The 25,296-nt window shown below is 59.0% G+C and carries 21 protein-coding genes and 1 tRNA gene; 8 read left to right on the top strand and 14 right to left on the bottom strand.

From position 1 onward, the window contains the following. Window positions 1-26 precede the first annotated feature (26 nt). The 7 genes from phoB to phoR form a co-directional block, all read right to left on the bottom strand. Window positions 27-710 carry a phosphate regulon transcriptional regulator PhoB gene (gene phoB / locus DA915_RS01885; protein WP_003493692.1) on the bottom strand — a complete coding sequence of 228 codons (684 nt, stop codon included), beginning with the start codon at window positions 708-710 and terminating at the stop codon, window positions 27-29. 30 nt (window positions 711-740) lie between these two features. Further along, a complete protein-coding gene (phoU, locus tag DA915_RS01880; RefSeq protein WP_003503555.1) occupies window positions 741-1,466 on the bottom strand; it encodes a phosphate signaling complex protein PhoU in 726 nt (241 codons plus the stop codon). A 96-nt stretch (window positions 1,467-1,562) separates the two neighbouring features. Next, window positions 1,563-2,378: a phosphate ABC transporter ATP-binding protein PstB gene (pstB, locus tag DA915_RS01875; RefSeq protein WP_003503557.1), complete on the bottom strand. Its 816-nt coding sequence runs from the start codon at window positions 2,376-2,378 to the stop codon at window positions 1,563-1,565. 14 nt (window positions 2,379-2,392) lie between these two features. Beyond that, window positions 2,393-3,715, bottom strand: a complete 1,323-nt coding sequence (gene pstA / locus DA915_RS01870; RefSeq protein ID WP_107674987.1) for a phosphate ABC transporter permease PstA — start codon at window positions 3,713-3,715, stop codon at window positions 2,393-2,395. Further along, window positions 3,712-5,196, bottom strand: coding sequence for a phosphate ABC transporter permease subunit PstC (gene pstC, locus DA915_RS01865; protein ID WP_003503565.1), 1,485 nt, complete (start codon window positions 5,194-5,196; stop codon window positions 3,712-3,714). Before pstC ends, pstA begins: the two co-directional genes overlap by 4 nt. A 261-nt stretch (window positions 5,197-5,457) precedes the next feature. After that, window positions 5,458-6,492 carry a substrate-binding domain-containing protein gene (locus tag DA915_RS01860; RefSeq protein WP_060722859.1) on the bottom strand — a complete coding sequence of 345 codons (1,035 nt, stop codon included), beginning with the start codon at window positions 6,490-6,492 and terminating at the stop codon, window positions 5,458-5,460. 195 nt (window positions 6,493-6,687) lie between these two features. Further along, window positions 6,688-7,950, bottom strand: coding sequence for a phosphate regulon sensor histidine kinase PhoR (gene phoR / locus DA915_RS01855; protein WP_050816415.1), 1,263 nt, complete (start codon window positions 7,948-7,950; stop codon window positions 6,688-6,690). 242 nt (window positions 7,951-8,192) lie between these two features. On the opposite strand from phoR, the gene ppk2 reads away from it, so the two are divergent. Beyond that, a complete protein-coding gene (gene ppk2, locus DA915_RS01850; RefSeq protein WP_060727038.1) occupies window positions 8,193-9,074 on the top strand; it encodes a polyphosphate kinase 2 in 882 nt (293 codons plus the stop codon). Window positions 9,075-9,126: 52 nt separating this feature from the next. On the opposite strand, the gene DA915_RS01845 is transcribed toward ppk2, so the two are convergent. After that, window positions 9,127-10,272, bottom strand: a complete 1,146-nt coding sequence (locus tag DA915_RS01845; RefSeq protein ID WP_107674986.1) for a hypothetical protein — start codon at window positions 10,270-10,272, stop codon at window positions 9,127-9,129. 256 nt (window positions 10,273-10,528) lie between these two features. Between DA915_RS01845 and DA915_RS01840 the strand changes: the two genes are divergently transcribed. From DA915_RS01840 to DA915_RS01820, 5 genes are all read left to right on the top strand, one after another. Next, a complete protein-coding gene (locus DA915_RS01840) occupies window positions 10,529-11,491 on the top strand; it encodes a nitronate monooxygenase family protein (RefSeq protein WP_003503575.1) in 963 nt (320 codons plus the stop codon). Between the two features lie 136 nt (window positions 11,492-11,627). Next, window positions 11,628-11,703: transfer RNA gene (locus DA915_RS01835), tRNA-Thr, on the top strand. 548 nt (window positions 11,704-12,251) lie between these two features. Beyond that, on the top strand, window positions 12,252-12,434 hold the full coding sequence (locus DA915_RS01830) for a hypothetical protein (protein WP_031234143.1): 183 nt from the start codon (window positions 12,252-12,254) through the stop codon (window positions 12,432-12,434). A gap of 279 nt (window positions 12,435-12,713) precedes the next feature. Then, window positions 12,714-12,872 carry a YqaE/Pmp3 family membrane protein gene (locus DA915_RS01825; RefSeq protein ID WP_003503579.1) on the top strand — a complete coding sequence of 53 codons (159 nt, stop codon included), beginning with the start codon at window positions 12,714-12,716 and terminating at the stop codon, window positions 12,870-12,872. A 317-nt stretch (window positions 12,873-13,189) separates the two neighbouring features. After that, complete coding sequence (locus DA915_RS01820; protein ID WP_003503584.1) at window positions 13,190-13,432, top strand: DUF982 domain-containing protein; 243 nt, start codon at window positions 13,190-13,192, stop codon at window positions 13,430-13,432. 94 nt (window positions 13,433-13,526) lie between these two features. Here the strand turns inward: DA915_RS01820 and DA915_RS01815 are convergent, their stop codons facing one another. The 6 genes from DA915_RS01815 to DA915_RS01790 all read right to left on the bottom strand — a co-directional run bounded on the left by DA915_RS01815 (window position 13,527) and on the right by DA915_RS01790 (window position 21,377). After that, window positions 13,527-13,919: a PRC-barrel domain-containing protein gene (locus DA915_RS01815; RefSeq protein WP_003503587.1), complete on the bottom strand. Its 393-nt coding sequence runs from the start codon at window positions 13,917-13,919 to the stop codon at window positions 13,527-13,529. 129 nt (window positions 13,920-14,048) lie between these two features. Next, window positions 14,049-14,930 (bottom strand): AraC family transcriptional regulator, encoded by an 882-nt coding sequence (locus DA915_RS01810; protein ID WP_162694606.1) that lies wholly within the window; start codon window positions 14,928-14,930, stop codon window positions 14,049-14,051. Between the two features lie 106 nt (window positions 14,931-15,036). Next, a complete protein-coding gene (locus DA915_RS01805; protein WP_107674985.1) occupies window positions 15,037-17,226 on the bottom strand; it encodes a TonB-dependent siderophore receptor in 2,190 nt (729 codons plus the stop codon). A 179-nt stretch (window positions 17,227-17,405) separates the two neighbouring features. After that, window positions 17,406-19,082, bottom strand: a complete 1,677-nt coding sequence (locus DA915_RS01800) for an iron ABC transporter permease (protein ID WP_107674984.1) — start codon at window positions 19,080-19,082, stop codon at window positions 17,406-17,408. 73 nt (window positions 19,083-19,155) lie between these two features. Further along, window positions 19,156-20,172: an extracellular solute-binding protein gene (locus DA915_RS01795; RefSeq protein ID WP_003503602.1), complete on the bottom strand. Its 1,017-nt coding sequence runs from the start codon at window positions 20,170-20,172 to the stop codon at window positions 19,156-19,158. 155 nt (window positions 20,173-20,327) lie between these two features. Next, complete coding sequence (locus tag DA915_RS01790; protein WP_003503604.1) at window positions 20,328-21,377, bottom strand: ABC transporter ATP-binding protein; 1,050 nt, start codon at window positions 21,375-21,377, stop codon at window positions 20,328-20,330. A gap of 359 nt (window positions 21,378-21,736) precedes the next feature. On the opposite strand from DA915_RS01790, the gene DA915_RS01785 reads away from it, so the two are divergent. Next, the gene (locus DA915_RS01785; protein WP_107674983.1) at window positions 21,737-23,449 is read left to right on the top strand and encodes a long-chain fatty acid--CoA ligase; all 1,713 of its coding nucleotides are present in this window, start codon (window positions 21,737-21,739) and stop codon (window positions 23,447-23,449) included. A gap of 139 nt (window positions 23,450-23,588) precedes the next feature. Continuing rightward, window positions 23,589-25,214, top strand: coding sequence for a glucose-6-phosphate isomerase (pgi, locus tag DA915_RS01780; RefSeq protein ID WP_107674982.1), 1,626 nt, complete (start codon window positions 23,589-23,591; stop codon window positions 25,212-25,214). Window positions 25,215-25,296: the final 82 nt, after the last annotated feature.

Genomic DNA, 25,296 nt, shown 5'->3' with positions numbered 1-25,296 from the left:
AGTGTGACTCGTCGGTCGAGTCTCGCTCAGGCTTCCATCGAATATCCGGCGCCGCGCACGGTACGGATGACATCCTGCATATGCGAAAAATTGAGCGCTTTGCGCAGGCGTCCGACATGCACGTCGACGGTGCGCTCATCCACATAGATATCGTGACCCCACACGCCATCCAGCAATTGCGAGCGGGAGAAAACCCGGCCTGGAGAGGTCATCAGGAATTCCAGCAGGCGGAACTCCGTCGGGCCGAGGCGCACTTCGCGGCTCTTGCGGTGAACGCGATGGGTCTCGCGATCCAGCTCGATATCACCGCATTTCAGCACCGAGGAGAGAACCTCGGGACGGGCCCGGCGCAGCATGGCCTTGACCCGGGCCATGAGTTCTGGCGTCGAAAACGGCTTGACGACATAGTCGTCGGCGCCGGTGGCAAGGCCGCGAACCCGTTCGCTTTCTTCGCCGCGCGCCGTCAGCATGATGATGGGCAGGCGTTCTGTTTCCGGCCGCATTCTGAGCCGACGGCACAGTTCTATACCGGAAACGCCGGGAAGCATCCAATCCAGGATAAGAAGGTCCGGAATACGTTCCTGCAGCCTGATTTCTGCTTCGTCTCCACGGGGTATCGTGTCGACGTCATATCCCTCAGCCTCGAGATTGTAACGAAGGAGGACGCTCAGCGCTTCCTCGTCTTCCACAACTGCAATCTTGGGCACCATATGCTAACTCCGCAAGCCGCTGCTCGTCTGTTACTCGGTCACCGAACCGAGCGTGTTGGAACTGTCGTCCTTCGGACGCTCACCTTCCGGCTGGCTGCCGGTGGTCATGTAATAGATCGTCTCGGCGATATTGGTGGCGTGGTCGCCGATACGCTCGATGTTCTTGGCGCAGAACAGAAGATGCGTGCAGGTGGTGATGTTGCGCGGATCTTCCATCATGTAGGTCAGAAGCTCACGGAAGAGCGACGTATACATGGCGTCGATTTCCTCATCGCGCTCGCGGATGGCATTGGCCTTCTCGGCGGAACGCGTGGAATAGACGTCGAGGACTTCCTTGAGCTGCACCAGCGCAAGCTCCGACAGGTGCTCTATGCCGCGGGCGAGCTTGCGCGGTACACCGGTTCCGGCAACCGCGATCACACGCTTGGCAGTGTTCTTGCCAAGGTCGCCAACGCGTTCAAGGTCGCCGGCGATACGCAGCGTGCCTATGATCTCGCGAAGGTCGGCCGCCATCGGCTGGCGTCTGGCGATGGTGACGATGGCCTTGTCGCCGATCTCGCGCTCGGAATGATCGAGGATCGCGTCATCGGAAATGACCTTCTGAGCGAGCGCGGCGTCGGAATTGACGAGCGCACGCACGGCATCGGCGCACATCTGTTCCGCGAGACCGCCCATTTCGGCGATGCGGCGCGTCAGGAATTTCAGTTCGTCGTCATAGGCCGACAGAATATGCGAATGGGTCGTTGTCTGTGTCATGGTCTAGTCCTCCGGCTTGGCCTGCATGCGCGTACCCGGAAGCGGGCACGGCAGAGGCACCAGTCTTGTTCGGTTTCGATAAAGCGCCGGCCGGGATCAGCCGAAGCGGCCCATGATGTAGTCCTGCGTGCGCTGGTCGTCCGGATTGGTGAACATCTTGTCGGTTTCGTTTTCTTCGACAAGATGACCAAGGTGGAACATGGCAGTGCGCTGGGAAACACGCGCCGCCTGCTGCATGGAGTGCGTGACGATGACGATCGTGTAATTGGTACGCAGCTCGTGGATCAATTCCTCGACCTTGGCGGTCGCGATCGGGTCCAGCGCCGAGCAGGGCTCGTCCATCAGGATCACTTCCGGGCTGACGGCAACCGCGCGCGCGATGCACAGGCGCTGCTGCTGACCGCCGGAAAGGCCGGTGCCGGACTCCAGCAGGCGATCCTTCACTTCGTTCCAGAGACCCGCCTTCTGCAGGCTGTGCTCGACGATCTGGTCCATATCCGCCTTGTTGCGGGCAAGGCCGTGGATACGCGGGCCATAAGCGATGTTCTCGTAGATCGACTTCGGGAAGGGGTTCGGCTTCTGGAACACCATGCCGACGCGGGCGCGCAATTCCACGACGTCGATCGCCTGATCGTAGATATCGTCGGTATCGAGCGTGATCTTGCCGGTGACCCGGCAACCGTCGATCGTGTCGTTCATACGGTTCAGGGTGCGCAGGAAGGTGGATTTACCGCAGCCGGACGGGCCGATAAGCGCGGTCACCGTATTTTCCCGAACGTTGAGGTTCACGTCGTAAAGCGCGCGCTTTTCGCCGTAATAAACCGAAACGTCCTTGCCGATCATCTTGTATGAGACTTCATTCATTTTCTTGTCCAGCGCCTTTTCAACTGCTGCTTCCGACAACATGTTCATTGCTCAATCTCCCTCTACCAGCGCCGCTCGAAGCGGCGACGCAACAGGATTGCGCCAACATTCATGACGATGAGGAACAAAAGCAGGATGATGATAGCGCCGGATGTCCTTTCGACAAAGGCGCGCTCGGCTTCGTTCGCCCACATGTAAATCTGCACCGGCAGGGCCGTGGACGGATCCATCGGCGTTGTCGGGTAATTCGCAACGAATGCCACCATGCCGATCAGGAGCAGCGGCGCCGTTTCGCCCAGCGCGTGGGCGAGACCGATGATGGTGCCGGTCAGAATGCCGGGCATGGCGAGCGGCAGCACATGGTGGAAGATCGTCTGCATCTTGGAAGCGCCGAGGCCGAGGGCTGCGGCGCGGATAGACGGCGGCACGGCTTTCAGGGCAGCGCGGGTCGCGATGATGATCGTCGGCAGGGTCATCAGCGTCAGGACAAGACCGCCGACCAGCGAAGCCGAGCGCGGAAAGCCCATGAAGTTGATGAAGACGGAGAGGCCGAGCAGACCGTAAACGATCGAAGGAACAGCCGCGAGATTGTTGATATTCACCTCGATAAGATCCGTCAGACGGTTCTTCGGGGCGAATTCCTCGAGATAGATCGAGGCCGCGACGCCGATCGGCAATGACAGCACCAGCACGATCAGCATCATGTAGAAGGAACCGATCAGCGCCACGCCGACACCCGCCGCTTCCGGACGGCTCGAAGCGCCGTTGACGAAAATGCCGGTGTTGAAATGTTTGCCGAGCTGGCCGCTTTCGGCGAGCTGGTTCATCCAGCCGAGCTGCTGGTTCGAGATACGGCGATTGGCTTCATCGGCGGTCATATCGACCTGGCCCTTGAAGGCGCTGTCGACGTCGCCCGAGGCCAGAAGCGTGACCGTGCGCGTGGTGCCGATGACGGTGGGATCGGCGACGACGATGTCGCGAAGCTGCGTGCGCACGCTGTCGGAGATCAAGAGGTTGACGGCACGAAGACCGGCGCGGTCCGTCGGCGCAACACCAAGGACCTTGGCGACCGCGTCACGGGCAACAACGGGATAATTGGCCGTCATCAGCTTCGCCGGATTGGTGGCGCGCTCATTTTTCGGATCGATGATCTGTTCGGAGAACTCGACCGGAACGGTGATCATCGTCTGCTGGAAGGCGGTGTAACCCTTGGAAACCACCGAGAAAAGCAGCAGGAAGAGAAAGATGAGGCCGAAGGAAATCGCTGCCATGCCGTAAGCACGGAAGCGGCGTTCGGCGGCATAACGGCGCTTGATGCCGATATCACGGCGCGTGGCCCTGTTCGCGGCGTTCGCGCCGGCTGCGGGAGAGACGATGTCGGTCATTCATATTGCTCCCGGTATTTGCGCACGATGTAAAGCGCGTAGATATTCAGGCAAAGCGTGATGGCGAAAAGCGTGATGCCGAGCGCAAAGGCGACCAGCGTCTGCGGCGAGGTGAATTCAAGGTCGCCGGTCAGCTGGCTGACGATCTTGACCGTCACGGTGGTCATGGGCTCGAATGGATTGAGCTGCAGGCGGGCCGCAACGCCGGCCGCGAGAACCACGATCATGGTTTCGCCGATGGCGCGCGATGCCGTCATCAGCACGGCGCCGACGATGCCGGGAAGAGCGGCGGGAACGATGACCCTCTTGATGGTTTCGGACCGCGTGGCGCCGAGACCGAGAGAACCGTCACGCAGCGAGCGTGGCACGGCGGTGATGATATCGTCCGACAGCGACGAGACATAGGGGATCAGCATGATGCCCATGACGAAGCCGGCGGTGATGACGCTCTGCGCCTGAATGAAGTTGGCGTAATTACCCGTCGCCAGACCATTGATCTGCGTAGAAATGTCTCTGAGGAAAGGACCAACCGTCGTCAGCGCGAAGAAGCCGTAGACGATGGTGGGGATGCCGGCAAGCACTTCGAGCAGCGGCTTTGCCACGGAGCGCAGACGCGGCGAGGCATATTCGGACATATAGATCGCCGAAAACAGACCCACGGGAACCGCGACCAGCATGGCGACGAAGCCGATGTAAAGCGTACCTGCGAGCAGCGGGATCAGGCCGAACTGGCCGGAGGAGTCGGTCGCACCGGCTGCCGCAAAACGCGGATCCCATACCGTTCCGAAGAAGAACTGGTGCGCCGGGACCATGGTGAAGAACTGGATCGCCTCCGTCAGCATCGACAGGACGATACCGATGGTCGTGAGGATAGCGATGGACGAGGCGACGAGCAGGGCCGCGAGAATGACCTTCTCGACCTGGTTACGCGCCCGGAAGCGCGGCGCGATCGCACGCAGCGCATAGGCGCCGCCGCCGAGCGCGGCCAGCAGCACGACGGCAATCATCGCGATGCGGCTGGTGGAGGTCATGCCGTTGAGCGTCTGGGCGGCATCGACCATGAAGCGCTCGGGATCACCGGCGATCGCCACACCCTTCGATGCCAGAAGAGGCCTGACCGCAGCCGTATCGGCCTCAACCTGAGCGGTTTCTTCCGGCGTCAGCCGCTGAAGACCGCGGGCGATGGAGGTCACCATACCATAGGTCAGGCTCTGCTGCGCTTCGGATTGCGCCCGCACGTCCTCGGGGAAATTACCGCGCACCGCCGATGTGACGAACAGGGGGCTGATAACGAGCCAGGCACAGAGAATGAACGCCGCGGGCAAAACAGCCCAGACGACCGCGTAAGAGCCGTGATAACCGGCACGGGAATGCATGCTGGAGGGGCGACCACCAGACAGGGCAACGGCGCGGCGGCTGCCGAGCAGATAGCTGCCGATGCCGATGAGCGCCAGTATCAGCAAAAGGATCGATGTGTTCATTAGAGTTCCCTCGGCGTGCCTCAAGAGCACGGTGCGATATCGGGCAAATCAAAAAGTCATCAAAACGAGACCGCTGGACCATCCCATGATGCCTGCCGCCTGACTGTATCATCGTCTGGCAAGCGTCAAGGTTGATACATCCTATCCATCTGTAATCCATCGACAATCATGTGGATGGCGATGAGTAGGAACTGTCAACCGCGGATAACGGCCTCAGCGAAGCGGAATGAGGGGCACGGCAGAGCCGCACCCCTCTTTCTATTACATCGTGGAACCGGCCGAGAACTTCGAGCGGATTTCTTCGCGCTCTGCGTCCGGGGCGGCAACCAGGCCGTAGTTGGCGAGCGGGGAATCCGGGCCGATCATCTCGTCGGAAACGAAGAACTCGACATATTCCTTAAGGCCCGGGATAACGCCCAGGTGAGCCTTCTTCACGTAGAAGAACAGCGGGCGGGAAACCGGGTACTTACCGCTGGCAACGGTTTCGGTGGACGGAACGACGCCCGAAACGGTTGCGACCTTCAGACGGTCAGCGTTGTTTTCATAGAAAGCCAGGCCGAAAACGCCAAGGCCGGTCTTGTTGGCATCGATACGAGCGAGCGTTTCGGTGTAGTCGCCGTCAATGTCGACAGCTGCGCCGTCCTTACGGACTGCAACGCACTTTGCAGCAGCCTGCTTAGCGTCGGTGATGAGCGTCTTGATGACGTCGGTCGCCTTGGCTTCCTTGCAGCCGTCAGCCATGATCTTCTCTTCGAAGACTTCGCGCGTGCCGTGCTTGGAACCCGGGATGTAAGCGGCGATCGCTACGTCAGGCAGTTCCTTGTTGATTTCCGACCACTTCTTGTAGGGGTTGGCAACGAGCTTGCCGTCCTTGACGACTTCAGCAGCGAGCGCGAGGTAAAGATCCTTCGGCTCGAGCTTGATGTCCTTGTTGGAAGAGTCCATCGCAAAGACGATACCGTCGTAACCGATCTTCACTTCCTGAACGTCGGTGACGCCAGCAGCCTTACAGGCAGCCAGTTCGTCGCTCTTGATCTTGCGCGAAGCGTTTGCAATGTCGATGGTGCCTTCGCCCACGCCCGAGCAGAATGCCTTCAGACCACCGCCCGTGCCGCCGGACTCAACAACCGGAGCCTTGAAGTTCGGGAAGGTTTCGGCAAAAGTCTCGGCAACGATCTTGGCGTAGGGCAGAACCGTGGAGGAACCGGCAACCTGGATCTGGTCGCGAGCAGCGGCGGCGCCAGCGAAGGCGACAGAAGCCACCAGAGCTGCTGCGGAAAATTTAACGATGTTCATTTGTCTCTCCCGTCGTGGGCTTTGTTGTGGACGCAGCCGATAGCGACACTCGCTCTTAGCTTGCGCTCGGCGACCTTTTCTTAACCACCGTAGCCACATCCTTTTATGTCACTTTGACGAAAGATTTGTGACAGTCTAAATTACTGATTTAATTTATAAATATTCACGACGTTAAAAGCAGATGCATATTTTATGTCAGAATCTCACGGTGAAGTCCGTGCCGCTGCCCAATTCCGATTTAATGATGAGGCGGGCGCGGTGGCGAGTGAGGATGTGCTTGACGATGGCAAGCCCGAGTCCCGTGCCCTTTTTCGAGCGGCTGTCGGCGACGCTGACACGATAAAAACGTTCCGTCAGGCGCGGCACATGTTCGGCGGGAATGCCCGGCCCCTTGTCGATGACACTCACCTCCACCGGCTTGCCGGGTTCGGCGCGCAGCCAGACATCCACGACCTTGCCTTCCTGACCATATTTGCAAGCATTTTCAACTAGGTTCTGGAATACCTGCACCAGTTCGTCGCGATCCCCCTGCACTTCCGCCGGCCGGTCCGGCAGGTGCAGCGTGATGGTTACATCAAGCTCGTCGGCAAGGGGCAGCAGCGTATCGCGCACATGGCCGATGACGGGAACGAGATTGACTTTCTGGTCGGGCGCGATGTTTGCGCGCAGTTCCAGCCGCGAAAGGGACATGAGATCGTCCACCAGCCTGCTCATGCGGGTTGCCTGATCCAGCATGATGGCAAGGAAACGCTCTTGTGCCTTCGGGTCGTTGCGCGCCGGCCCCTGCATGGTTTCGATGAAACCGCGGAGCGAGGCGAGCGGGGTGCGCAATTCATGGCTCGCATTGGCGACGAAGTCGCTACGCATGCGGTCGATGCGACGAAGCTCCGAAACGTCGCGGAACGACAGGATGTAGAACGGCGGACTGGCCCCCTCTCCTACATCCGCACGGGCGATGCGGACGATAAAGACCCGTTCGGAAGGAAAGCGCTCCGAATGTTCGACCTGGTTGGGTTGGCCGGTGGTGATGGTTTCGCGAATGACATCCAGCAGGCCGGGAGAGCGCAGCCGGGCGGAAATATGTGCACCGGCAAGCAGCTGGCCGAAGGCGCGTTCGGCCGCACCGTTCTGAAACAGCACGCTGGCGTTCTTGTCGAGAATGAAAACGGGGGTATCCAGAACCGCGAGGCCCGCCCTTACGCCCGAAATGACGTTTTCGCCGGGCACTTCCGGCTCATCCGTCTCCGCCGCCGCAACTCCGTCCTTTGCGGAGGCGGCCGCCGGGCCCTCCGCAACGGCCAGAATGGCAATGACGGCGCAAAGCCAAAGGGCGGCGGGCATATAGGGTGTATGGAGTTCCGCAACGGCCACGATGGCGAGCATGCTGACGATGAGAACGGGCAACCAGTTCCGGCCGAGCTTCCTTCCCAAAAGCCTTAATCCACCATCGCCTTTCATGACTGCCATTTCAGCCTGCTCTTTCCATTCTCATCTGACAGCGCATCGAAATCTCATAGGCCAGCTTCATGACAGAGATTCATCATCGCGCATTTTCCACAACGTATATGCGCAAAATCGACGCGGCAATCGCTCCCGCCGCGGCATCCCGGTCAACCGGTCCTGTTTCACTTGAATTCTGGCAATGGATGTGAACTCATTGGCGGCGAGTTGCCTTTACACAACAACATCTGGAGGAACCCATGGGCGAAGAAACGAAGAAGCGGACAGTCGAGATCACCATTGGCGGCAAACTGCGCAGCTTCGACATCGACAATCCGGTTCTTCCTGAATGGGTTGAGGAAAAGAAACTTTCCGCCGGCAATTTTCCCTACGACAAGAAGATGAAGCGGGAGGAGTACGACACCGCTCTCGAGGCGCTGCAGGTGGAACTGGTCAAGGTTCAGTTCTGGCTGCAGGCGACGGGAAAAAGGGTCATGGCGGTTTTCGAAGGCCGCGATGCCGCGGGCAAGGGCGGCGCGATCTTCGCGGCCCGGGCCTATCTCAACCCCCGCTATGCCCGCGTGGTGGCGCTGACCAAACCCACGGAAACCGAGCGCGGCCAATGGTATTTCCAGCGCTACATCTCGCATTTTCCGACCGCCGGCGAATTCGTTCTCTTCGACCGCTCATGGTATAACCGCGCCGGGGTCGAGCCGGTCATGGGTTTCTGCACGCCGGAAGAACACAAGCTCTTCCTCAAGGAAACGCCGCGTCTGGAAAAGATGCTGGCCCATGAAGACATAAATCTTTTCAAATTCTGGCTCGACATCGGTCGCGAAACGCAGATCGAGCGCTTCCATGATCGCCGCCACAGCCCGCTGAAGTGCTGGAAGCTTTCGGATATGGACATAGCCGCGCTGACGAAATGGGACGACTATACGCAAAAGCGCGACGAGATGCTGGAAAAGACCCACACCGATGCCGCCCCCTGGACCGTGGTGCGCGCCAACGACAAGCGCCGCACGCGGGTGAACCTCATCCGTCACATTCTTCTTACGCTCGACTATGAGGGCAAAGACGAGAAGGCGATCGGCGAAATCGACGACAAGATATTGGGATCAGGACCGGATTTTCTCAAATGAGACCGGAAGACGATGACAGGCGCCGCCACTCGAGGCGCCTGTCGTTTTTCCGTTACTGGCCCGGCAGAATGCGCACGGAATAAAGATTAACCGGGCGGCCGCTGCCGTCGATATCGCTGTTGATGAAGATCTTCCCCGGCGCATTGGGGGCGAGAGATCGTTCGAATGTCGTGTTCAGCAGCATGTCCGCGCGCTCGGCCGTGGCGGTGAAGCGGTGGCGGGAGCAATCGCCCAATGTGGCGAAATCGCAGGCGACGGAAACCTGGGTCTGCCGGTCGCTGGAGGATTGCAAAGTGATCGAAATGGTCGAGGACTTGCCCGCCATATCCCGCATCACCTCCACCGGAACCTCGACGCTGACGGCGCCATCCTGCGCCACACTTCTCGAGGTTATCTTTATAGCCTTGCCGGCGGGTGTGGCGATGTTTTCGACATTGGCGCGCTGGCCGGCCGAAACGCCGGAACTGCCACGCTCCGCATTGAAGACCTCAACCCAGTCATCGGAAAAACCCCGGCCGGCGGAAAGGCTCGGCGCAGGCTCCGTCCCGTTGAAATCCTCCGCCTGCACCTGCGCCGGCGGATTGGGTACGCTGGTATCACGTTGCTCCGGAGACAGCAGGAGGCCGGAGGAATAAACCCACCAGGCGCCGAAACCGATAAAAGCCAGAAGCGTCACATAGATAAAAAGCCGGGCAAAAAGCCCCCGGCGCTTGCGGCGGCCAACCGCGCCCTCCGGACGGAAAGCAAGCGAGGAGTCGCTGGCGCGGGAGCCTCTCTTCGGCGGCTTTCCATTGCGCTGCCCCGCATTCAGCGGCGCCGGAGCAACGGCAGCACCCGGTCGCACATCGCGCGTTTCACCGCGCAGTTCCGGCTCAATACCCAAATCGCCGTGGTGAGGCGCCTGCGAAACGGGATCGACCGCGTGATCATCCTGCGCCGGACTTTCCGGTGCTGGTGGGCGCAATTGCTGCTCCACCCTGTCCAGAAGACTGTTGCGCTCTTCATTCTCGATCTGGTGGATCAGGCCTTCAAGCCGCTGCCGCTGCTGGGCGACGACCTGCGGATCGTCTATCCCCTGCTTGCGCAGGCCTGCTTCCAGCGCCTGACGGGACGATTGGTAAATCCGTGCACGAACTTCGGCGTTCGATCTGTCCGATTTTTCCAGAGCATTTCTAATTGCCGTTTCCAGTCCGCTCACGACCGATCCTTGTTCTATTACGCTTTGCAAAAAAATATGCGGCGCTGCGCCATGGGTTCACGATTCGGTAACGGCTATACCGCCCCTCCGCAAGCTTCGTTTATGATAAAGACCGGATTGCTTTCAGGAAAATCGATCCATTGTGGCGCTACGAACGCAGATTCGAGATGCAAGTGCCACGCTGTTTTCGCTTTCAATCTGCTCCCGAACGCGATATTGACTTACGTGCGCGTAAACGTAATTCGTGGGAGGAGACATGCTACCGTCCGTGCTGAAAGACAATCTGCGTCTTCCGGTCATAGCATCACCGCTATTCATTATTTCACATCCGCAACTGACGCTGGCGCAATGCAAGGCCGGCGTCATCGGCGCTTTCCCGGCGCTCAACGCGCGACCCGAAAGCCAGCTCGACGAGTGGCTGGCGATGATCACCGAGGAACTCGACGCGCACAACCGTGCCAATCCCGAGCGCCCGGCCGCACCCTTCGCGGTCAACCAGATCGTGCACATGTCCAACCGGCGGCTGGAACACGATCTCGGCCTTTGTGTGAAATACAAAGTGCCGGTGGTGATTTCTTCGCTTGGCGCGGTGCCAGAGGTCAATGCAGCCGTGCATTCCTATGGCGGCATCGTGCTACATGACGTCATCAACGACCGCCATGCCCGCTCTGCCATCCGCAAGGGTGCGGATGGGCTGATTGCGGTCGCGGCGGGTGCCGGCGGACATGCGGGCACACTTTCGCCCTTCGCCCTCGTTCAGGAAATCCGCGAGTGGTTCGACGGCCCGCTGCTGCTGGCCGGCGCCATCGCCAATGGCGGCTCCATTCTCGCCGCGCAGGCCATGGGTGCTGACATGGCCTATATCGGCACCCCCTTCATCGCCACTCAGGAAGCGCGCGCTTCCGAAGGTTACAAGCAGGCGATTGTGGAAGCCCAGGCCAAGGATATCGTTTATTCGAACTATTTCACGGGCGTGCACGGAAACTACCTGAAAAGCTCGATCGTCGCCTCCGGCATGGACCCCGACAATCTGCCCGAAGCCGACCCCTCGAAGATGGACTTTGAAACCGCCACCGGTGGCGCAAAGGCCTGGAAGGACATCTGGGGCGCTGGGCAAGGCATCGGCGCCGTGAAAACGGTGGAACCCGTGGCAGCACTCGTCGATCGTCTGGCAAATGAATATGAAACGGCCAAAAACCGCATCTGCGGGAAAGGCTGACGCCACCGCCAAACAACGGACAGGCAAAGCTTTTTGCGGAAATTTCAAAACCGGTACATTCAAGGCTTGAAATCCGTCAGCATTGCCTGTATCAGCCCGCAATGAAGCTGATCCGCAACAAACGGGTCACAATCGGGCCGCTTTAGCTCAGTTGGTAGAGCACGTCATTCGTAATGACGGGGTCACGTGTTCGAGTCACGTAAGCGGCACCATTTCCCAGACAAAAGCACATGTCGGTCTTCCCGAATCCTCTACCCCACCTCGATACCCACATTTGTCCATGCGGTCGAAGTGGATATCGTGACATGGGAAGCCGGTGATGGCTGCCGATGAAGGGGCACGCCACCTGGGTCGATGTTCACGGCAATCCGATAGTCATCCCACTTGATAATTGCCAATCGTCCCCTTGGGCGGCTTTGTTTTGAGCCGCGCAGGTCGCAGCTCTATCCTTGCGAATATTGGATCAGACGGCAAATTCGGCTGGGCCGGGTGTTTCCTGCAGCAAGGGTACGCGGGCAGCGGTTCGAAGCCACAGAGCGCGGTCGCAACGTAGTGGCGCTCATATGACCTCTATCTTGCCGCTGAACTGAACCGCTGGTTGCCTGTTCATGCCCTGTTAAGACCGCGTGCACCAGTTTGTTCGCCAATGGAACCGCGGACTTTACCACGCGTTTTAGTCCGTTATTGGGAGTTGAAATCATGAAACTATTGAGCGCAGCAATTTGTCTGGTGTCGCTAGGGGTTCTGACTGGATGCGTCGATGAGCCTGGCTATCGCACTGGCGGCTATTATGCGACCGGTGTGTACTATCGATCCTATGACCGCGACCGTTATTACCGGGATTACGACCGCCGTCACTGGGGTGAACGACGAGAATGGCGAGATCGACGCGACCGAGATCATATCCGAAGCGATTGGCGCGATCGGAGACAGCCCCGGTTAGAGCCCGGCACCGGAAGTCGTCGCGATTCAGGTAGGGCGCCGGTCATATTACCAAACGGTCGGGCAATTTATCCAGACTAATCAAAGCGATTGGTTTTCTCAGCCCATCACAGATTTTGATATTCTGTGTTTCCCTTTGTATTATCAAAGCGTCGGTGCTTTTGCTGCTACGGCAAATTCATCGGCGCTTCCATCGGCTCCTGCGATCATCAAAACATTTGAAACCAAACCACCCACCACACGTTCTTCGGCAAATCAAACAACTGGAAAGCCTGTCACCGTGGACGTCATCCGTATCCTGATCGCCATCATCCTCCCGCCCGTCGGCGTTTTTCTCCAGGTCGGGCTCGGCCTGCATTTCTGGATCAACATTCTCCTGACACTCTGCGGCTATGTTCCCGGCATCATTCACGCCATCTGGGTAATCCTGCGCAGGTGACATAGCCTTTTATCGACAATGAGATGTTCGCAACATTTTAGTACGTGATTAAATTCTCATTAGCCGCTGGAACCTCGTCTTCTCCCTCACGTTATGGTGATGACACCAGCCAAGGAGAAAATCATGAACCAGATCATCTACATCGTCGGCCTCGTCGTCATCGTTCTGGCGATCCTGTCGTTTTTCGGCTTCCGCTGATCCCCGTTGTCAATTCGATCGCTTGCGCATATCCTAAGCAGCAGTGACACACGACTGCGTTCATGGGTTGCTTCGCTGTCAGGTGTATTTCGGGATCGCGTTGCTCTGGGAGGTGCACGATGAAGAACGAGAGATGGACAGAACCTGTAGAGGTCAATCTTGAGGCGAATGGCAAGAGTGTCATCGCCGGCCCCTTCGAAGCACTGACATTGTTGACCGAAGGCTGGCCCAAAATCGGGGGGTTGAGCTTCGTAAGAGCGAGAAGCGCCTGCCGCGCCGCTCTTGACGGGCGCAAATCGCCCGAAGAGGCACGCAAGTGCTTTACCGATGCGGTTTCCGAGATGCAGAACAACACGCATTGACGCGCCAAACGAAAAACGGCTCCTGAAAAGGAGCCGTTCCTTTATGTGAGACACTTCCGGAGATAGAACAGCCGGAAGCGCCTTTTAGCAGATTTTACATCCAGTACGGAGCGACGCCGTAATAGTCGTAGACCTTGCGGTCCCTGGCGTTCAGCAGGTCGTTATCATCCAGATTGGCGAAGTGCGGCGCGTTTTCGATCTCTTCCTTGGTAAGATCGATACGGTAGCCGTCGAGTTCTTCGTCATAATGCAGCTTTTCCCAGGGCAGTGGGTAATAGTCGTCGCCGATTCCGAGAAAGCCACCGAAGCTCAATACCGCATAGGCGACGCGGCCGCCGCGTTTTTCCAGAATGATGCGCTGGATCGAGCCGATATGCTTGCCATCAGCACCATAAACGCGGGTGCCTTCCACCTTGTCGCTGGCGATCAGGCTCGGCGTATCCTTGACATAGGGGTCCTGTCCGGCACGGGGTTCCTGATGCATCATGTGCCTTTCCTCCTTGTTTTTCCTCTTTGATGTCACGTCTGGTAAACCCCGCGACGGACAATTCGTTCCGCCGCGTTTCAGGCGCCTCGGCGGGAATTTTTTTGGAGGAAAATGGAACGAAATCCGTACCTACTGACGGATCTTCTGCCAGGCGGAGGGGGAAACACCGACCATCTTGCGAAAGACGCGGGAGAAATGCGCCTGGTCCGAAAAACCGGCGGCGATGGCGATATCGGTCAACGCCATGTCGGTCCGCATCATCAATTCCTTGACGCGATCAATGCGCGCCTGCATCTGCCACTGGTGTGGGGGCACGCCGGTAGAGGCCTTGAAGGCATGGCTGAAATGGGATTGCGAGAGGTTGGTGAGTTCCGCCAGCTCCTCCAGCCGGATCGACCGCAGGCAATGTTCGCGGATATAGTCCGTCGCCGCCCTTAATTGCCAGGCGGCGAGCTTGCTGCGTTTCTTGACCGGTTCCCGCTTCACTTTCAGGAAATCCGTGAGCAGCGCCAGCACGAGGCTTTCGCCATAGAGGTCGTGCAGCGGATCGGGATTATCGCATTCGGCAGCAATCAGTCGCGCCAGCGCCAGCAGGCGCTCATCCTCGAACATCAGATGCGGATCGAGCAGCCCGTGCGGATCGAAGCCCTGCACCAGCCGGGCACCCAGCAATCCCGCATCGAAATGCAGATCGAGGTGGCGCACGAAGGAGACATTGCTCAGTTCCGCATGAACATCCAGATCGGCGGGAACGAAGGAAATCCGGTTCGCCTTTGACGACCCGTAATTATCGCGGCGGCAGCGGTTCATCATGAAGCGGCCGTCATCCGTCCCATCCATATCGAGCAGGAAAACGAAACGCGGGTCCTTGCCGACATAACGGCCACCCGCCTTCGGGGCGCAGCGCACGTCCCAGAGATCGGCGACGATGCCGTTCCACATCCTCGAGCGCGGGCCGCCAATGACGGCAAAACCCTCGATCTCATTTTCCATCCGCACGCGGAAAGCCATGGCCTCTCGATCCCGCAGGGCGCCATGGCGCCACTATAACATGATAAATCTATTCATGTTATAGTGGCAAACCAATTTTCCCGCAACTACGGCCTTTGGCCGCCCATCACCACTTCTTGGAAAGCTTGAAAGTGATGGTGCGGCTATCGCCCCAGCCGCAGACGGAGACCCCGGCGCAGCTCTTCACATATTCCTTGTCGAAGACGTTGGCGACGTTGAGCGATGCGGTCCAGTCGTTCTTCTCATAACGGATCGCGGCGTCGAAGACGGCGGCATCCGGCACGCGCAGCGTATTGGCCGCATCCGCCCAGGATTTGCCCTGATACCGCACGCCGCCGCCAAGGCTTAGGCCTTCCAGCGCATCATTGGTAAAGGCGTAATCCAGCCACAGCGAGGCGGTGTGGGCGGGCACGATCCATGGTGATTTGCCGATCAGGTTGGGATTGGCATCCTTGGTGATATCCAGATCGGTATAGGAATAGGACGCGATGGTCTTCCAGTTCTCACTGAGATTGGCCTTGGCCTCCAGCTCGAAGCCGGTGGATTCCACCTGCCCGAACTGGCCGCTCGTGGTCACGCCCCCCGCCGTATAGGACACGATGGCATTGTCCTTGACCAGCTTGAAGACGGAGGCGGTGATGCTGCCGTCAAAGAAGGTCGGCTCATATTTGATACCCGCCTCGAACTGGTGTCCCTCCTCCGGTACGGCGGGGGTGCCGTCGGCAAGCGTATCGATGAGGGGATTGAAGAAGGTGGCAGCCGAGACATAGGGCGTCAGGCCATTGTCGAATTCATAGGCGAGACCGGCGCGGCCGCTTAACGCATCGTCATTGGAGCGGCGGGACAGGCCGGCAGGCAGCCTGTTGTTCAGTTCCGTATCGACATAATCGTAACGGCCGTTCAGCGTGACCAGCCAGCCATCGCCGAAACGCAGCTGATCCTGGGCGTAGATGCCGATCTGCTGCTGGGTCACGATATTGTCGGCATAAACGAAATTCGTTCCCTGCGTCGAGCCATAGACCGGGTTGAGCGCGCCGATCGAATTCGATCCGCAGCAGGCCTGCACCTGATCCAGCCGGTAATATTTATAGTCGAGGCCAAAGAGCAGCGAATGGTTGACCGCGCCGGTATCGAACTCGCCTTCAACACGGTTATCCACGCCGAAGCTGTCGACCTTCGACACGCCGTCATAACCGAACCGGGTCAGCATATAGTCGTTGGTGGTGGCATCGAGGATCGGCTGGCCATTGGCGTCCGCATTGGCCCAGCCGCCCGCATAGGGTCCGGTCTCGTGCTTGTAGAGGTGGCCGTAACGGGCGTTCTGGCTGATCTTCCAGCCGTTGTCGAATTCATGGCTGACTTCGTAACCCACCATCGACTGGTAGACACGGCCATTATCGATATCCGGCTCACCATAAAAGGCCTTGCGATCGAGCTTGCCGAAGGGCGCGTCCACGACCGTGCCGACATAGGGCAGGAAGCCGTTGCCGATATGGACCTGATCGAGCGCCGAGAAATAGCCGTAGAGCGTAGCGCTTGTCTGCGCATCCGGCTCGAAGGTGATCTGCGGCATGATGAAGCCGCGCAAATCCTCGGAATAGTCGGTGTAATTGTCGCCGCCGGAGACCTTGCCGGTGACGCGGTATTTCCACACGCCTTGCTCATCGACCTTGTCGCCGAGATCGAAGCCGAAGAAGGCATTGCCGAAATTATTGATGCCGATTTCCGTTTCGCGCACCGGCTCATCCTGCGTGCGCTTGCGGACCATCTGCACGATGCCGCCGGGATTGGCGCCGCCGTAAAGCACCGAGGCGGGGCCTTTCAGGACTTCCACGCGCTCCAGACCGTAGGCATCCATCTGGAAACCGCCGAAACCGTAGCTGAACAGGTTCAGACCATCCAGAAACACGCCGGTCTGGGTGGCCTGAAAACCGCGAATATAAATCCAGTCCGTGTCCGGGTCCGTGCCGAAGGGTTCCGCCGTCACACCGGGGGTGTAACGCAGCACTTCATCGATTTTTGTCACCGCGCCGCGGTCGTTCATTTCCTGGCGGCCGACGACCGATACGGATTGCGGAATATCCTTGGTTTCCGTCTCGGTTTTCGAACCGGTCGCGCTTTTCTTTGCGACATAACCCCGGACCGGACCTGTCGCGTTTTCCGCCCCCTGCCCTTCAACGGTAATCTGCTGCAGAACGGTTGTGTCCTGCGCGTGGCCCATCGCTGGCGCCAACAAAACAATGGCGGCCGTGCCCAAAGCCAGACGGCTCAAAAACATCCCATGCAAATTTTTCAAGATATGCCCCGAAACAGATCGCAGCCGATGTCCCTATCCGACAGGCCGCAGCACCTCAATTAAGATGAGTGTTTACATCAGGATTAAGTGGGGATGCTTGTCGTTTTCGGGGCGGATTTGAATCTTATTGGCTTCTCGCACAGTTTCGGACCCGTCATTTGTGAGGAAGGGCGTGGATGTCAGCCCTTGCGCCGGCCGATCCTCGCAAGCAGCACCACGGGAAGCATGCCGATGACGACAATCGCCAGGGCTGCGATAGACGCCTCCTCATAGGTGCCGCGCGCCGCTTCGCCATAAAGATGGGTGGCGAAGGTCTCAAAATTGAGCGGCCGCAGGAGAAGCGTGGCGGGAAGTTCCTTGACGCAATCGACAAAGATCAGCAGTGCCGCAGCCGCAAGCGACGCCTTGGAAAGTGGCAGATGAATCTGGCGGAATGTCTGCGTCGCGGATCGCCCGAGCGTACGCGCGGCATGATCGAAGGATTGCGGGATGCGGCTGAGGCCGGCATCGACGCCGCCCGCGGCAATGGTGAGGAAACGCGCCGAATAGGCATAGATGAGGGCCGCGCCGCTGCCGATGAAGATCAGGCCGGTGGAGATGCCGAACCAGCCACGCATAGTCTGGTCGACAACCCGGTCGAAACCGCCGAGTGCAATCAGTACCCCGATGGCGATGACCGTGCCGGGGGCAGCATAACCCACTGTCGAAAGACGATAGGACCAGAGCGCGAGACGTCCCGGTGCAAGGCGCATGGCGTAAGCAACGGCAAGGCCCAGGATAAGCGTGATCACCGTCGCCAGCCCGGCAAAGAGGATGGTGTTCAGAGCCTCATCGGCGAAACGGGCCGACAAGCCGCTGAAGAGGAAGCGCTTCCAAGCCTCAATGACGAGATAGCTCGCGGGTGCTACGAAGCCGATCAGGACCGGCAGACTGCCGAGCACGAAGGCGCCCCAGCCTTTCAGGCCGGTGAGCCGCAGCGGTTCCAGTTCCCTGCTTTTCTGTGCAGAAACCGCGTAACGTTGCTTGCGCCGCGCCCAGCGCTCGAGCGCCACAAGGGCGACAACGATGAACAGCATGGAGAGCGCAATCTGCGCCGCACCCGGAAGGTCGGATTTCGTGACCCATGTGGTGTAGACGGAAACGGTGAGGGTGCGGACGCCGAGGAATTCCGATGCGCCGATATCATTCAGCGCTTCCATCAAGGCAAGGCTGATGCCGACCGCGATCGCCGGGCGCGCCAGCGGCACCGCGACCTTGAAAAAAGCCGCGCGTCTTGAAACGCCGAGCGTGCGAGCCGCTTCCAGCAGGTTGCCCGCTTGCGTCAGGAACATGGCGCGCACGGGAATATAGACATAGGGAAACAGCACGAAGCCGAGGAGAACGATGCAGCCCGTCATCGACCTTATGTCCGGCAGGCGGAATTCTCGTGGGCTTGAATAACCGAGCAGCCAGCGGATCGCACCCTGCACCGGCCCGATGGGATGCAGGATATCGAGATAGGCATAGGCAACGATATAGGTGGGCATGGCCAGCGGCAGCAGCAGTGCCCATTCCAATAATCTGCGGCCGGGAAAATCATAGGCGGTGACCAGCCATGCGGCATAGGTTCCAATGACACCGGCCAGCAGCCCGACACCAGCGAGAAGGATCGCCGTATCCGGAAGCGCCGTCCAGAGCACGGTCGAGCCGAGATGCGCCCAAAGGCCTTCAGACCCCTGCAAAGCCTGTGAGACAAGCGCCAGAACCGGCACCATGGAGCCACAGACTGCCAGCACGGAGAGGCACAGCCACCAGAAGGAGGATGAAAACCTGGCTCGGGCACGAGGTGTCAATGGCTGGATGGCGTCTGGATTCATGTGCTTTTGGAAAATACGCGGAAAGGCGCCCGCAGATGCGAACGCCTTCCACCATGTTATCGCTGATTGGCCTTTACTTGTCGAAACCGACCTTGTCGACCAGCTCGCTCGCCTGCTTGCGATGCGAGACGATTTCCGTCAGCGGCTTGTTATCGATCTTCAGCGTGCCGAAGGAAGCGATGATCTCGTTGAGAGCAGCACCCTGCTTGACCGGATATTCGTAGTTGGCTTCAGCATAGATCTTCTGGGCTTCGTCCGAAACGAGATATTCCAGCAGCTTGACGGCTTCCGCCTTGTTCGGAGCATTCTTGGCCACAGCCGCGCCGCTGATATTGACCTGCGTGCCACCGTTCTTGAAGGTCGGCAGAACCACCTTGATGGCGTCGCCCCACTTCACCTGCTCCTCGCCGCCCTTGCCCGAGCGCATCAGGCCGACATAATAGGAGTTGGCGATGCCGATGTCGCAGATGCCACCGAGGATGTCCTTGGCAACGTCGCGGTCGCCGCCACCTGCCTTGCGGGCCAGGTTTTCCTTGACGCCGGCAAGCCACTTCTCGGTGTCCGCAGCGCCGTAATGGGCGATGTAATCGGCAAACAGCGCCGTGTTATAGGGATGCTGGCCGGCGCGAATGCAAACCTTGCCCTTCCACTTTGCATCCGCCAGATCTTCATAGTTGAAAGAGGCGAGATCGACATCCTTCGCCGCGTAGAGAACGCGGGCGCGCATGGAAAGCGCGAACCAATGGCCCTTGGCGTCGCGAAGTTCAGCCGGGATGGCCTTCGTGAGAGTCTCGGATTCAACTGCCTGGGTGACGCCCTTTTCAGCGAGATCAACGAGGTTGCCCGCATCCACCGTCATCAGAACGTCGGCCGGCGAGCTTGCGCCTTCGCTCAGAACGCGCTCCGCAAGACCGTCCTTCAGGAACACGGTGTTGACCTTGACGCCGCTCGAAGCGGTGAAGGATTCCAGCAGGGGCTGGATCAGGCCCGGTTCGCGGGTGGTGTAGATGTTGAGTTCAGCAGCGCTGGCCGTTCCGGCCGCAAAGGCAACCGTGCTGGCAAGCAGGGCAAATCTCGTAAATTTCGTCATGTTTTGTCTCCCTCTCCGATAGCGGCAATATAGGGGGAGCAGACATCATACATGACGGCCCAAATCAAGTTTTATTTCTTGGTTTTTTGAGCCGCTGCGATCACCAAGAGTTGAAAATACACAGGGAATAAAAGCACCAGTCCATTCATTCAACTTCAGGTAAAGATGAGAACCCCTTTGGGGTCTATTCCGAAGCGCACCGCCGTGGTCCGGGCGGGTGTGCGCTGCATCGTCCTGACCCGCAGGTCGGAAGGCAGTCCGGGCACGGCTATGCCAAGCTGCTCGATCTCGCCGAGAAAAACGCGGCTCGATATTTCGCCGGCAATCCCCTCTTTCGCGGCGCCGTCCTCGATGATCGAAATCGCATTGGGGCGAACATAAGCGACGGCGGCGAGACCATCGGGCAGATCGGAGGCGTCACCCAACAGCCCGAGCGGCGTTTCGACGCGACCCTCTCTCACCCGGCCCTCGATCTTGTTGAAGGCACAGAAAAAATCGGCGGCATAGCGGGTTTTGGGATTGTCGTGGATTTCGTAACCCGTGCCGCTCTGCACGATACGTCCGCGCTGCATCAGAACCACACGGTCACCTGCGGAAAGCGCCTCCTCCGGATCATGGGTGACCATGATCGCCGTCGTGCCCAGTTGCCGCAGGAGGCCGAGCGTTTCCTCGCGCACGCTGTCGCGCAATCCCCTGTCCAGATTGGAAAAGGGCTCGTCCATCAACAGCAGGCCGGGCTGCGGTGCAAGCGCACGGGCAAGCGCCACGCGCTGCTGCTCACCGCCCGAAAGCGTATGCGGATAACGTTTTGCCAGCTCCTGCAGGTGAACATGTTCGATCATCTCGGCAGCGCGGCGGCGAGCCTCCACCTTCGGCAAAGTGCGAAGACCGAACATGACATTCTGCTCGACGGTGAGATGCGGAAACAGCGCGTAATCCTGAAAGACAAAACCGATATTGCGCTTTTCCGGCTCCACGAAAACAGCGGGGCCGGCAACGACAGCGCCGTTCAGGGAAACGCTGCCATGATCCGGCGTCTCCACGCCCGCCACAATGCGCAGCAGGGTCGATTTTCCACAGCCGGAGCGCCCCACCAGACAAATGATTTCGCCACGTTCGACGGAAAGATCGATATCGGACAGCACGTCCGTATCGCCGAATCTTTTCCCAACCGATTTCAGTTCAAGCGCTGCCCTGCCTGCCATTTCCAATCCTGCCCTGCTTTGCGAATTATGTTGATCGCTCAAATCAGGATTAAAGTCAAAAAAGCCGGGAAAAATGCATTTCCCTTCACGAGTTGGCGAGATGTGCGGCAGCAATATTGACGTTTACGTTAGAGTTAAATAGGTTTTGCCGACGAGATGGACGCCAAGGGATTACGCGTCTATCATTCGTTACCGGGGAGCGAGAGGAGCGGTCGATCCGGTGACGCCACATGAGGTTTCCTCAACCCGGCCGATTGGGCCGGTTGAATGCGGGAGCCTCGTGAACATCAGGCAGCCGAAAGCGCCGTTAACGTATTTCAATGAATACGCGGCGCAACAAAGACTCTGGGAGGAGAAGCATGAGTGAACTGTCCCTGGGACACCCGGAAAATGTCGGCGCACAGAAGCGCTGGCTGGCATCCTATCCGCCGGGCGTACCTTCCGAAATCCCCGCATCCGCCCATGCATCCCTTGTCGAACTTCTCGAAAAGAGCTGTGCGCAATTTGCCGACCGCAAGGCCTTTTCCAGCATGGGAAAGTCCCTGACCTATCGGGAACTGGACGCTGAAACCCGCGCGGTCGCCGCCTGGCTGCAATCCAGAGGACTGGAAAAAGGCGACCGGGTTGCCGTGATGATGCCGAATATCCTGCAAAATCCCGTCGCCGTATACGGGATCCTGCGAGCTGGCATGGTCGTGGTCAATGTCAATCCGCTCTACACACCGCGCGAACTGGAACATCAGCTTAAGGATTCCGGCGCAAAGGCAATCTTCGTGCTGGAAAACTTCGCCCATGTGGCGCAGCAGGCGGTGCCAAAAACCGCCGTCCGGCATGTGGTCGTCGCGGCGATGGGCGATCTCCTCGGTCTCAAGGGACATATCGTCAATCTGGTGGTTCGCAAGGTCAAGAAACTGGTGCCCGCCTACACCATCCCCGGCTCCATCGGCTTCAAGGCGATGCTGAAGGAAGGTCAGGGATTTTCGTTGAAGCCGGTCAGCCTCACGGCGCAGGACATCGCCTTCCTGCAATATACCGGTGGCACAACGGGCGTATCCAAGGGTGCGGTTCTCACCCATGCCAATCTTCTGGCCAACAAGGTCCAGATCAGCCTGTGGCTGGACGCGGCCTTCAATGGCAAAAAAGATCGCCCGGAGGTTCTCAACTTCATCTGCGCGCTGCCGCTCTGCCACATCTTCGCATTGACGGTGAATTCGCTGATGGGCATTGCGCTCGGCGGCCATAACCTGCTGATCGCCAATCCGCGTGATATTCCCGGCTTCGTGAAGGAGCTGGCGCATTATCAGCCACATGTTTTCCCCGGCATCAACACGCTTTTCAACGCGCTGATGAACAACGAGGATTTCCGCAAGCTCGATCTGTCGTCCCTCATTCTGGTTCTCGGCGGCGGCATGGCGGTGCAAAGGCCCGTTGCGGAGCGCTGGCTTTCCGTCGTCGGCTGCCCGATTGCCGAAGGTTACGGCCTCTCCGAGACATCACCCGTTGCAACGGTCAATCGTCTCGATTCCACGGAATTCAGCGGCACCATCGGCCTGCCGATTTCGTCGACCGAAATCGATATTCGCGATGAGGACGGCAACAGCCTGCCAACAGGGGAAGTCGGCGAGATCTGCATCCGCGGGCCGCAGGTCATGGCCGGTTACTGGCAGCGGCCGGATGAAACCGCAAAGGCCATGACCGCGGACGGCTTCTTCCGATCAGGCGACATGGGTTTCATGGACGAGCGCGGTTACACCAAGATCGTCGATCGCAAGAAGGACATGATCCTCGTTTCCGGCTTCAACGTCTATCCGAACGAGGTGGAAGAAGTGGCGGCCAGCCATCCGGGCGTGCTGGAATGCGCGGCAATCGGTGTTCCGGATGAACATTCCGGCGAAACCGTCAAACTTTTCGTGGTCAAGAAGGATCAGTCCCTGACGGAAGCGGAGCTCAAGGCCTTCTGCGCCAAGAACCTGACGAACTACAAACGGCCGAAAATCATCGAGTTCCGCACCGAGCTGCCGAAATCGAATGTCGGCAAAATCTTGCGGCGCGAATTGCGCAATCTGAACTGATTGTCTCAGCCAATGGGGAGAGCCGGGCGACCGGCTCTTTCTTTCATCCCGGCCCTTTTCTTTTATCAAAGTCGCCTTGATTTGGCCGCCTGAAAAAGAATAGTTTCCTCATCCTTCCACGGAAGCCGAGGAGCACAAGATGCAGGCCACCATCGAAAAACTGAAAGCAACGGCGAGCAGCACAGCCGCAACCGATCTTCGCGCCGCCTTTGCGGCCGACGACAAGAGATTCAGCCGTTTCAGCGCCAAATTCGATGACCTGCTGATGGATTATTCCAAATGCGCCGTGAATGAGGAGATCGTCACGCTTCTCGAACAGCTCGCACGCGAAGGCGGCGTCGAGGCAAAGCGCGAGGAGATGTTCTCCGGCAAGGCAATCAACTTCACCGAAGACCGCGCCGTGCTGCATACCGCGCTGCGCAATCGCTCCAACACGCCGGTTCTCGTTGACGGCAAGGACGTGATGCCTGATGTGAACGCCGTTCTGGCGGCCATGGGCAAGTTTGCCGATGCGATCCGTTCCGGTTCGCTGAAGGGCGCGACTGGCAAGAAGATTACCGACGTCATCAATATCGGCATCGGCGGCTCCGATCTCGGCCCTGTCATGGCAACGCTGGCGCTCGCACCTTTCCATGATGGCCCACGCGCGCATTTCGTTTCCAACATCGATGGCGCGCATATTGCCGACACACTGAAGCTGGTTGACCCCGAGACCTCGCTTTTCATCGTCGCCTCGAAAACCTTCACCACCATCGAAACCATGACGAATGCCGCCACGGCGCGCCGTTTCATCGCCGAAAAGCTGGGTGAAGCAGCCGTCAAGCATCACTTCGCCGCCGTTTCGACCGCGCTCGACAAGGTGGCTGCCTTCGGTATCGAAAGCGACCGCATCTTCGGTTTCTGGGACTGGGTTGGCGGACGTTATTCGATCTGGTCGGCCATCGGCCTGCCACTGATGATCGCCATCGGGTCGGATAATTTCGGCAAGTTTCTGGATGGCGCGCATGCCATGGACAGGCACTTCCGCGAGACGCCGATCCGCGAAAACCTGCCGATGCTGCTCGGCCTCATCGGTTTTTATAACCGCAACGTGCTGAATTATCCAACCCGGGCGATCCTGCCCTATGACCAGCGGCTCTCGCGTTTCCCCGCCTACCTGCAGCAGCTCGACATGGAATCGAACGGCAAGGGTGTGACCATCGACGGCACGCCGGTCGAAGGCCAGTCCGGCCCGGTTGTCTGGGGCGAACCCGGCACCAACGGCCAGCACGCCTTCTATCAGCTCATCCACCAGGGCACGAGCGTCATTCCGGCGGAATTCATGATCGCCGCCAACGGTTTTGAGCCAGAACTGCGCCACCAGCACCAGCTTCTCATCGCCAATTGCCTGGCGCAATCGGAAGCGCTGATGAAGGGCCGCACGCTTGCCGAAGCGAAAGCCCAGCTCACCTCCAAGGGCATGGAAGACAAGCTCGCCGATTTCATCGCGCCGCACCGCGTCTTCACCGGCAACCGCCCCTCCATCACCTTCGTCTACGACAAGCTGACGCCGTTTGCGCTTGGCCGCCTGATCGCGCTCTACGAGCATCGCGTCTTCGTCGAAGGCGTGCTGTTTCGCATCAACTCCTTCGACCAGTGGGGCGTGGAGCTTGGCAAGGAATTGGCGACCGGCCTGCTTCCCGTCGTTGAAGGCAAGGAAAGTGCTGCCGGCCATGACAGCTCGACGCAGGGACTGGTGAAGGCGCTGGCGGGACTGGCGGGATAAACCCCACACGCCGCAATTTACGAAAGCCGGAAGGAGACTTCCGGCTTTTTCAATGCAGCGTTGGTCGAATGTCGTTTTGGAG

Source organism: Agrobacterium sp. LAD9, assembly GCF_003031125.1.
Taxonomy (GTDB): domain Bacteria; phylum Pseudomonadota; class Alphaproteobacteria; order Rhizobiales; family Rhizobiaceae; genus Agrobacterium; species Agrobacterium radiobacter.
The sequence above is the reverse complement of the archived record's forward strand: the minus strand, read 5'-3'. Positions and strand labels throughout refer to the sequence as shown.

Coding starts and splice junctions, on each gene's coding strand:
- phoB (WP_003493692.1), bottom strand. CDS start 710: ATGGTGCCCAAGATTGCAGTTGTGGAAGACGAGGAAGCGCTGAGCGTC.
- phoU (WP_003503555.1), bottom strand. CDS start 1,466: ATGACACAGACAACGACCCATTCGCATATTCTGTCGGCCTATGACGAC.
- pstB (WP_003503557.1), bottom strand. CDS start 2,378: ATGAACATGTTGTCGGAAGCAGCAGTTGAAAAGGCGCTGGACAAGAAA.
- pstA (WP_107674987.1), bottom strand. CDS start 3,715: ATGACCGACATCGTCTCTCCCGCAGCCGGCGCGAACGCCGCGAACAGG.
- pstC (WP_003503565.1), bottom strand. CDS start 5,196: ATGAACACATCGATCCTTTTGCTGATACTGGCGCTCATCGGCATCGGC.
- DA915_RS01860 (WP_060722859.1), bottom strand. CDS start 6,492: ATGAACATCGTTAAATTTTCCGCAGCAGCTCTGGTGGCTTCTGTCGCC.
- phoR (WP_050816415.1), bottom strand. CDS start 7,950: ATGAAAGGCGATGGTGGATTAAGGCTTTTGGGAAGGAAGCTCGGCCGG.
- ppk2 (WP_060727038.1), top strand. CDS start 8,193: ATGGGCGAAGAAACGAAGAAGCGGACAGTCGAGATCACCATTGGCGGC.
- DA915_RS01840 (WP_003503575.1), top strand. CDS start 10,529: ATGCTACCGTCCGTGCTGAAAGACAATCTGCGTCTTCCGGTCATAGCA.
- DA915_RS01830 (WP_031234143.1), top strand. CDS start 12,252: ATGAGCCTGGCTATCGCACTGGCGGCTATTATGCGACCGGTGTGTACT.
- DA915_RS01820 (WP_003503584.1), top strand. CDS start 13,190: ATGAAGAACGAGAGATGGACAGAACCTGTAGAGGTCAATCTTGAGGCG.
- DA915_RS01815 (WP_003503587.1), bottom strand. CDS start 13,919: ATGATGCATCAGGAACCCCGTGCCGGACAGGACCCCTATGTCAAGGAT.
- DA915_RS01810 (WP_162694606.1), bottom strand. CDS start 14,930: ATGGCTTTCCGCGTGCGGATGGAAAATGAGATCGAGGGTTTTGCCGTC.
- DA915_RS01800 (WP_107674984.1), bottom strand. CDS start 19,082: ATGAATCCAGACGCCATCCAGCCATTGACACCTCGTGCCCGAGCCAGG.
- DA915_RS01795 (WP_003503602.1), bottom strand. CDS start 20,172: ATGACGAAATTTACGAGATTTGCCCTGCTTGCCAGCACGGTTGCCTTT.
- DA915_RS01790 (WP_003503604.1), bottom strand. CDS start 21,377: ATGGCAGGCAGGGCAGCGCTTGAACTGAAATCGGTTGGGAAAAGATTC.
- DA915_RS01785 (WP_107674983.1), top strand. CDS start 21,737: ATGAGTGAACTGTCCCTGGGACACCCGGAAAATGTCGGCGCACAGAAG.
- pgi (WP_107674982.1), top strand. CDS start 23,589: ATGCAGGCCACCATCGAAAAACTGAAAGCAACGGCGAGCAGCACAGCC.